Annotated in this window: 6 protein-coding genes; 2 read left to right on the top strand and 4 right to left on the bottom strand. The window is 65.6% G+C overall.

Going from position 1 to position 9,096, the window contains the following annotated elements; translation table 11 throughout:
* A partial coding sequence (locus BGN95_RS27135) for a DeoR family transcriptional regulator (protein ID WP_353744720.1) occupies nucleotides 1–153 on the bottom strand: 153 nt, incomplete at its 3' end.
* A gap of 244 nt (nucleotides 154–397) precedes the next feature.
* Here BGN95_RS27135 and BGN95_RS19125 point away from each other — a divergent pair.
* On the top strand, nucleotides 398–3,277 hold the full coding sequence (locus BGN95_RS19125) for a TonB-dependent receptor (RefSeq protein WP_286773699.1): 2,880 nt from the start codon (nucleotides 398–400) through the stop codon (nucleotides 3,275–3,277).
* 178 nt (nucleotides 3,278–3,455) lie between these two features.
* Here BGN95_RS19125 and BGN95_RS19120 read toward each other — a convergent pair whose 3' ends face one another.
* The 3 genes from BGN95_RS19120 to BGN95_RS19110 all read right to left on the bottom strand — a co-directional run bounded on the left by BGN95_RS19120 (nucleotide 3,456) and on the right by BGN95_RS19110 (nucleotide 5,471).
* Nucleotides 3,456–4,112: a trimeric intracellular cation channel family protein gene (locus BGN95_RS19120; RefSeq protein ID WP_265311471.1), complete on the bottom strand. Its 657-nt coding sequence runs from the start codon at nucleotides 4,110–4,112 to the stop codon at nucleotides 3,456–3,458.
* Between the two features lie 61 nt (nucleotides 4,113–4,173).
* On the bottom strand, nucleotides 4,174–4,464 hold the full coding sequence (locus tag BGN95_RS19115; protein ID WP_286773698.1) for a hypothetical protein: 291 nt from the start codon (nucleotides 4,462–4,464) through the stop codon (nucleotides 4,174–4,176).
* A 443-nt stretch (nucleotides 4,465–4,907) separates the two neighbouring features.
* On the bottom strand, nucleotides 4,908–5,471 hold the full coding sequence (locus BGN95_RS19110) for a hypothetical protein (RefSeq protein WP_286773697.1): 564 nt from the start codon (nucleotides 5,469–5,471) through the stop codon (nucleotides 4,908–4,910).
* Between BGN95_RS19110 and BGN95_RS19105 the strand changes: the two genes are divergently transcribed.
* The coding region (locus BGN95_RS19105) for a beta strand repeat-containing protein (protein WP_502688316.1) at nucleotides 5,448–9,096 on the top strand (3,649 nt) is incomplete at its 3' end. The two genes, BGN95_RS19110 and BGN95_RS19105, sit on opposite strands and share 24 nt — an antisense overlap.

Below are 9,096 nucleotides of genomic sequence, written 5' to 3'. Positions count from 1 at the left end.
CATCACCCCGCGCTGGGCGAGGAAGCGCAGGTCCTTGCGGATCGTCTGCATCGAGACCCCGAAACGCGCGGCGAGCGGCGCGACCTGGACGCTGCCGCGCTCCTTGACGAGCGTCGAGATCAGCTGCCGCCTCTCGCTGGTATCGCGGATCATTTCGCCCCCGTCCTCCCTGGAAAACGAAACCTCAGATATCAGGCGATCCGCGGTTCTTCAATCGGCGCGCGATGTTTCGTTATTTTTCGGTTTGACAATCGCTATAAAACGAAGGCAGATTTGTTTCACAAAGTAGCGATCGAAACGTCGCAGGACCGAAGCGCGCGTCAGACGCGGTGGAATCGAACTGGCACGGTGGGCGCAGCGCCCGGCCGGGCCGCAAGGGTGCAGGAAGGGCTGAATCATGGGAGCGACACTCCGCAAATCCGGCTATTGGGCGGGCGCGAGCCTGCTGGCGATGCTGACGTCCACCGCGGCGTTCGCGGCCGATCGGGCGCCGCAGCCGGACGGCGCGACGACCGCGGCGCCGCCGGCCGACGCGGGGCTGGCCGCCCAGTCGGCGCTCGCGCCGGCCAGTGATGGGGCGGCACCTGCTGACGCCATCCCCGACGAGATCGTCGTGCGCGGCGTGCGCGGCAGCCTGTTGCGGTCGATCGACACCAAGCGCGATGCCTCGACGATCGTCGACGCGATCTCGGCGGAAGAACTCGGCAAATTCCCCAACCGCAATGTCGCCGAGGCGCTGGCCAATATCCCCGGCGTGACGGTCGGCCGCGACGGGCGCGGCGAGGGAAAGAGCGTGACGGTGCGCGGGCTGGGCGAGGATTTCGCGCTTACCAGCCTCAACGGGCGCATCCTGCCGACCGACGGGCCCGATCGCGCCTTCGCGTTCGACGTATTGCCCTCCGAAGTGATCTCCGGCGCCGAGATCCAGAAAGCGGCGCAGGCCTCGCAGCTCGAAGGCAGCATCGGCGGCAATATCGACCTGCGCACCGCACGGCCGTTCGATCACAAGGGCTTCCACGCAGCCGGCTCGCTCGAGGGGCAATATAATCAGTTCGCGGAAAAGGGCGGCATCAAGGCGTCCGGCGTGGTCAGCACGACCTTCGCCAACGATACGATGGGCATCCTCATATCCGGCACCTATAACAAATATAAGTTCCGCACCGACAATCTCGGCGAATATTCGAGCACCGATACCTTCGATGTCGTCACCGGCGCGGATGGCCAGCGCAGCATCGCGCAAGTTCCCAACGGTGGGGTCATCGTCCCCTATTTCTACAGCGTCGGCTATGTCCTGGGCGAGCGCCAGCGGTGGGGCGGTTCGGTCGCCTATCAATGGAAGCCGTCCGACAAATTCGAATTCCGGCTCGACGGCATCTACAGCAATTATCGCGACTATGAGCACAACCACCGCGTGTCGGTCGGGCTGACCCCGCTGGCCGACGACGGCAGCGTGCGATGGGATCTCAACAATATCGCGATCGACCGCAACAAGGTCGTGACCAATTATACCGTCCAGCCCGCGACGATCGACATCCTCGCCACCGACGAGCCGCGCAACTCGATCACCTATCAGATCGGCGGGCATATCGACTGGAAGCCGGTCGAGCGGCTGAAAGTGGGGATCGACGCTTATTATGGCCGGGCGACCGACGACACTGGCGGGCAGAACCGCTTCGTTGTGGCGGGCATCCCCAATTCGCGCGCGGTGATCTCGACGCGGAACAACGGCATTCCCGATATGGTGCTGACCATTCCGAATGCGGACGGCAGCATCACCAATCGCACGCTCGATCAGGCGGGCAACGACGACCTTTTCGTCCATTATATCGGCATCCAGGGCCAGAATATCTCGGACCGCACCAAGGGCGCGAAGCTCGATTTCGACTATGACGTCGATAGCGGCATCCTGAAATCCTTCACCTTCGGCGGCGCCTTCCTGCATCGCCGCAAGGATGTCGACGTGATCGACAACCAATATACGACCGCGGAGAATTTCGCCGGTTACCGCTTCCCCTTCTCCGCGATCGGCGCCAATGTCGTGCAGTCGCCGCAGGTGACCGGAATCCTGCCGAACCTTTCGGGCAATTTCCCGCGCAGCTTCCCGACCTTCGACATCAACACCTATCTCAATTCGCTGTCGCGGGCGGAGAATAATCCCAATGTGATCGATCCGAGCACCGGGCAACCCTATCCCACCGGCTATGCCACGCAGCAGGTCGTGCCCGATCAACTCGCTTCCTATGCGATCCGCGAGCGGACCTGGAACGCCTATTTCCAGATCAACCTGCGGGGCGATCGTTGGAAGGCGGATATCGGCGCGCGCTATGTGAATACCTCGGTCAACTCGCTCGGTTATGGCGCGTCGGTGCGCAGCTATGTCGTGACGGGCACCGGCACCGCGCTCGTCGTGTTCAACCCGATCGAGCCGATCACCGGCGGCGGCAGCTATTCGCGGCTGCTGCCCTCGGCCAATTTCTCCTACGATCTCGCCGACGGTCTGCGGTTGCGGCTCGCCGCGTCACAGGCGATCTCGCGCCCGACCTTCGGGCAGCTTTCCTCGGCGAAGGATTATTCGGCCGCCCAGTCCAACACGCCGGTCGTCACCGATGCCGGCAATCCCAATCTGAAGCCGGTCTCGGCCGATCAGGCGGATATCTCGCTCGAATATTATCCGTCGAACCGGTTCGCTTTGACGGTCGCAGCATTCTACAAGCATCTCAAGAATTTCGTGACAACCAAGGCGGTGCCGTTCGATCTCGTGCCGACCAATCAGGTGCCCGGCGCGCCGGCGAGCTTCCCCTTCACCGAGCTGACCTATGTCAACGGCGACAGCGCCAAAGTCTATGGCATCGAGGTCGGCGGGCAATATTTCATGGACAATGGCTTGGGCTTCCAGGCCAATGCCACCTACAACCACTCACGCGCCAAGCGCGAAGGGCGGCCGACCACCGATCTTGCCGACGCGGTGCCCTTTTCGGCCAATGCCAAGGTCTTCTACGAGAAGCATGGCATCAACGCTTCGGTTTCCTACCAATATCAATCGCGGTTCGTGTCGTCGCAATATAGCTATATCGACTCGCTCGCGATCAAACAGGCGCCCTATCATGAGCTTTCGGCCAGCATCTCTTACGATATCCTGCCGCAGCTGACCGTCTATACTCAGGCGTCGAACCTGCTCGATTCGGCGGTCCGGCGTTATTCGACCTATACGAACGTGCCGGCTTTCTACGAATATACCGGCCGGGCGTTCTTCTTCGGGGTGCGCGCGCGGATGTAATCCTTCGCTCGCGAATGCGGGGCGCGTCCGGTTGGGTCGGCCGCTCCGCAGTGACGCGATAGGAGTTCGATCGAGAAGGCCAGCCGGAAGGATCGCCGCCATAGATTTTGGGCGTAACCATTGCCGCTGGTCTGTGCGACGGACGATCTGAATCGAATAATCGAGTTCGGACGCCAAATCAGCGCAGATGCGGCAGCCGCCATTCGCCGAGCAATGCGGCGGTCCTCAGCGCGAAGATGGAGACGCCCGCGATCGCGCCGGCGATATCCTTGCGCAGCCGGAAGCGGGCGATCAGCAGCACCATCAGCGTCGCGCCGGCCAGCGCGGCGGTCGCATAGAAATCCTCGTGCAGGACGCGCGGCACCCGCGCGCACAATATGTCGCGCAGGATCCCGCCGCCGCATCCGTTGACGGTCGCGATGACCACGATGCTCGAGCCGTTCATCCGATAGTCCACGCTCTTGCGCGCGCCCGCGACCGCGGCCAGCGCGAGCCCGACCGCCTCGAATATGTCCACCGCGATCGGCGGGGTGAACGTGCCGACGCCGCCCAACGTCACCGATGCCGCGAGCACTGCCGTCGCCGCCGCGACCGCGAGCGCCGCGTAGCGCCAGTCGCGCAATGGCGCGGGGGGATGTTCGCCGAGCAGAAGGTCGCGCATCACGCCGCCGCCGACCGATCCGACGAAGGCGAGCACGAGGATGCCGAACAGATCGAAATCGGCGCGCACGCCGGTCAGCGCGCATTCGGTCGCCAGCACGAAAGTGGCAGCGAGATCGACCGCGGTCAGCGCGCGATCGCGAACGCGGCCGTCGATATGGTCGGTGAATTTCATCACAAGGCCCCTCTGGTCGCGGTCGTCATTGCAGATTGTGCAGCGTAGATGCCAGCGCGGGTCATTTCCGTTCGAGCAGCCGGGCTTGGGCGAGGTCCAGGATATGCTCGCCGTCCGACGGCTGATTGTGAACGAAGCCGGCGACCCTCGGCATCTCCGCCGAAACGCCCGCGACGCGGCGCAGCTGGACATGGTTGCCGTGGAGCGTCGTGCGGATGTCGCGGCCGTCCAGGCCGTCGCGCACTAACGCTTCGATCGCGGCCGCGGTTTTCGCGGGAAGCCTGATCGGCGCGGTCAGCGTGAAGACGATGCTCTGGTCTTGCGGTACGACGTGATCCAGCGCCGCCTTCAATCGGGCGACAAGCCCGATGACGACCCTATCGAAGCGAAGGCGGATCCTCGCCGCCGAAACGGCGGCGGCGATGTCCCGCTCGATCGTGGTGGTTTCCGTCATCGACGACTCCGCTTCCGAACGACGATCTTCGGTTGAGCGACCTGCAGAGTTTGTCGCTTAAACCCAATCGCATGATTAAACGGGATTAATTGATCGAGATCAATATACGGGTGAGTACGCCCTTCCCCAAAGAGTTCGCCTCGATCCGAGCAAAGCCACGGGAGACGATCCGGTGGCCGGGGCGCGGGTGCGAGGCCGCGTCGCGCTGCGACGCGAGTCGTTTGCCTTACGCATTAATTTCGCAGCGGTTTTGCATTGACGGAGACGTCGAGGGGCTCCGCTGCAATCACGGTCCGCCGCGGTTTACGTCAGTTAAATAGCTGATAACTAAGAATATTTTCCTAAAGTAGCTTGCGCGTTCGCCGAGCTTCGATAATTCTCGCATCACGTGAACGGCCGACGGAACGGATCAACCGAGGTGCCCCGATAATCTCGGGTGCAGTGCTCTCGTCAGGGATCTCCGCAACAGGCCGACACGAAAACGGGGCGCATTCCATGAGATATCGCACAATGCTTTCGAGCAGGCCAGCTTTCTCGGCCGGTATCAGGCGGCGGGTTTTATTGATGCCGAACAGCGCGGTCTGACCGCGCCGCGAGCATAGCAATTCCGGCGGGGTGTAGCGGCAGGCAAAGGCTTTAGCCTGCGCGACAACCACCGCAGCTTTTTGAGTTTCGCAAATTGTGTTCGGACTCCCTGCGTGGATGCGCAGGGAATGCCCGGACGTGCGCGTTCGCTTCGCCGATTGCCGGTGATCGAGCGCTTCAACGGGAGACAAGCGATGGGCGATCAGCGGAAAAACAAGGGTTCGACGGACACCGGTTTCCTGGGCGGCTGGATGCCCGGCGTGCACGGCATGGGCTGGGCCCAGCGGCGCCGGCTGATGGCGATATTGCGCCGCGCGCATCGCGTGCTCGGGCTGAAACGCGATCGGCTGGGGATCGGCGCGCTCGGCGGGGGCGGGGTGATCGGCGTGGTGGTTGTCGCGGGTATCGTCGCGCCGCACGTCGCGTTCGGACAGACGGTGATCGGCAACGGGGTTCTGACCAATACCGTCAATTGCACCAATCCCTCTGCCGGGGTGCAGAGCACCGCGATCGGCTGCGGCTCCACCGCGCCCAATTCCGCGTCGACTGCGATCGGCGCCGGCGCGCATGTCAACGGCAACAATGGCGTGGCGATCGGCACCGCCAATACCGCGACGGGCGATGCCTCGATCGCGATCGGTTATTCGATGGGGGTCAATGGCCTCAACGCGATCGGCATCGGCGTCTTCGCGAATGCGACCGGCACCAATGCGCTGGCGATCGGCGGCAATGCTCGTGCCTTGGTCGACGGCGCCATCGCCTTCGGCACCAACACCATCGCCAATGCCTCCAGCGCGCTCGCCATCGGCAGCGCGGCGAATGCGGGCTTCGATAATTCGGTCGCGATCGGCGTCAGTTCGGTCACCGGTGCGATTGCGGCCACCGCGCTCGGCAACGGCGCGCAATCGAAGGGGAACAGCTCGACCGCGCTCGGCGCGCAGGCGGTGGCGGTCGGCACCAGCACGGTTGCGGTCGGGCAGGGCGCGGGCGCGGGGTCGACCGCTGCCAATAGCGGGTCGGTTTCGGTCGGCATCGCCGCCGGGACGCTGGTTCAAGGCGCGCAGAATACCGCGATGGGCGGTGGCATTCCCAGCGCGATGCGCGGCGCCGGGTCCGGCGTGACCGGCACGCGCAACGTCGCGCTCGGGTCGGGCAACGGCAATGTCACCTATGACGGTACGTTGAGCGCGTCCGCCGGAAACCTCGTCTCCGGCAATGACAATATCGCGATCGGCACCAATGCCGGGATCGGCGTCACCAACAATTCGACGACATCGATCGGCATCAACGCGCTGGCCAGCGGGACCAACGGTACCGCGCTCGGCAGCGGCGCGGCCGCGAGCGGGATGAATTCGGTCTATCTCGGCGCGCGCACCGTTCCGGGCACGGGCGCGCTCGCCGGGAGCGCGATCGCGATCGGCACCGATGTGACCGCCTCCCAGACCGACTCCACCGCGATCGGCCGTCAAAGCACGGCGTCCGGCAATGCCGCCGCCGCGATCGGGACCGGTTCCAGCGCAACGGCGGCAAACGCTGCCGCCCTCGGCCCCACCGCCAATGCGTCGGCCAATTTCGCGCTGGCGCTGGGCAATGCCGCGGTGTCGAGCGGAATCGGCGCGGTCGCGGCCGGATCGGGCGCGCAGAGCGCGGGCGTCTCCTCGGTGGCGGTCGGCAACAATGCCAGCGCGACCGCCGCGAACGCGGTCGCGGTCGGGCTGGGCGCGGTCGCGAATTCGGGCGATGCCGTCGCCATCGGCAAGAGCTCGACCGCGACCGGCGGCAAGGCGGTCGCGGTCGGATCGGGCAATGTCGCCAACGGCGACGGCGCGGTGGCGATCGGCGACCCCAACACCGCGACCGGCGACGGCGCGATCGCGAGCGGCAAGGACAATACCGCCACCGGCTTCGGCTCGGTCGCGATGGGTAATACCAATATGGTCGGCGGCGGCGGCCAGGCGGTGAGCACCCCCGGCACCGCGGCGCAGGGCGCGGTCGGCATCGGTTATCAGAACACCGTCGTCGGGCAGGGCAGCGTCGCGATCGGCAGCACCAGTCGCGCGCTCGGCGCCGGGTCGGTCGCGTTCGGCGACACCGCCGTCGCCAATAACGCCAATGACGTTGCGCTGGGTTCGCATTCGGTGACGTCGGCTGCGGTGCCAACCGCCAGCGGCACGGTCGGCGGGACGACCTCCAGCTTCGCCGGGGGCGCCCCGACCAGCGTAGTCTCGGTCGGCGCCAGCGGGGCGGAGCGGCAGATCCAGAATGTCGCGGCGGGGCAGATCAGCGGATCGTCGACCGATGCGATCAACGGGTCGCAGCTCTTCGCGACCAACCAGAAGGTGGATCAGAACACCACCGATATCGGCAACATCAACACAACGCTCACCAACATCAACAATGGCGGGGGGATCAAATATTTCCACGCCAATTCGACGCTGGCAGATTCGACCGCGATCGGAACAGATTCGGTGGCGGTCGGCCCGGTCGCCTCGGCGGACAACGCCAATGCCGTCGCGATCGGGCTCAACAGCCATGCGATCAGCAGCGGCAGCGTCGCGATCGGCCAGGGGGCGGTCACCGGCAATGCCGGCGATCTGACGCGGATCAACCAGGTCGCGATCGGCAACAATGCCGCCGCGACCGCGCAGAACAGCGTCGCGCTCGGCGACGGCGCAACGGCGAACGGTCCGCAGGCGACCGCGCTCGGCTCGCTCGCCGCCGCGACCGGCTCGAACAGCGTCGCGGTCGGCCGTAACAGCCAGGCGGGCAATTCGGGGACGGCGCTGGGCACCACCGCGCAGGCCAATGGCACGCGCTCGACCGCGCTGGGGCAGAATGTCCAGGCGAACGTCACCGATGGCGCCGCGGTCGGTTATGGCGCGCGGGTGACCGCCGCGGGCGGCCTCGCGCTCGGCAACAATGCCACGGCGAACGATGCCAATGCGGTCGCGCTCGGCTTCGGCTCGACCACCGCGGCGGCGGTCGGCACCAGCGGCGCGACGATCGCCGGCACCGCCTACACCTTCGCCGGCACGACCCCGCAATCGACCGTCAGCATCGGAGCGGCGGGGGCGGAGCGGACGCTCACCAATGTCGCGGCGGGCCAGATCAACGGCGGCTCGACCGATGCGATCAACGGCTCGCAGCTGTTCGCCACCAATCAGGCGGTTTACGGCCTGAACACCCAGGTGACCAACCTCGGCAACACGATCACCAACATCAACACCGGCGGCGGGATCAAATATTTCCACGCCAGTTCGACGCTCGCGGACAGCCAGGCGCTGGGGACGAACTCGGTGGCGATCGGGCCGAATGCGGTGGCCAACCATGCCGGCGACATCGCGATCGGCAACGGCTCGACGACCGATGTCGCGGTGGGGACGGCGGGGGCGACGATCGGCGGCACCGCCTTCGCCTTCGCGGGCACCACGCCGACCTCGACGCTGAGCGTCGGCGCGGTCGGGGCCGAGCGAACGATCACCAACGTGGCGGCGGGCCGGTTGAGCGGCGGCTCGACCGACGCGGTCAACGGGTCGCAGCTCTTCGCGACCAACCAGAAGGTCGACCAGAACAGCACCGACATCGCCAACCTCGACGGCCGGGTGACGACGGTGGAGGGGAATGTCACCAACCTCAACAATCGCGTGACGACGGTCGAGGGCGATATCAGCAACATCACCAACGGCGGCGGGATCAAATATTTCCACGCCAGTTCGACGCTGGCGGACAGTCAGGCGCTGGGGACGAATTCGGTGGCGATCGGGCCGAACGCGGTGGCCAATAATGCCGGGGACGTCGCGATCGGCAACGGCTCGACGACCACGACCGCGGTGGGGACGGCCGGGACCAGCATCAACGGCAGCGCTTATGCCTTCGCCGGGACGACGCCGGCGAGCACGTTGAGCGTCGGCGCGGTTGGGGCCGAGCGGACGATCACCAATGTCG

The organism is Sphingomonas sp. 66-10 (genome assembly GCF_001897045.1).
In the GTDB taxonomy this organism is placed as follows: domain Bacteria; phylum Pseudomonadota; class Alphaproteobacteria; order Sphingomonadales; family Sphingomonadaceae; genus Sphingomonas; species Sphingomonas lycopersici.
The sequence above is the reverse complement of the archived record's forward strand: the minus strand, read 5'-3'. Positions and strand labels throughout refer to the sequence as shown.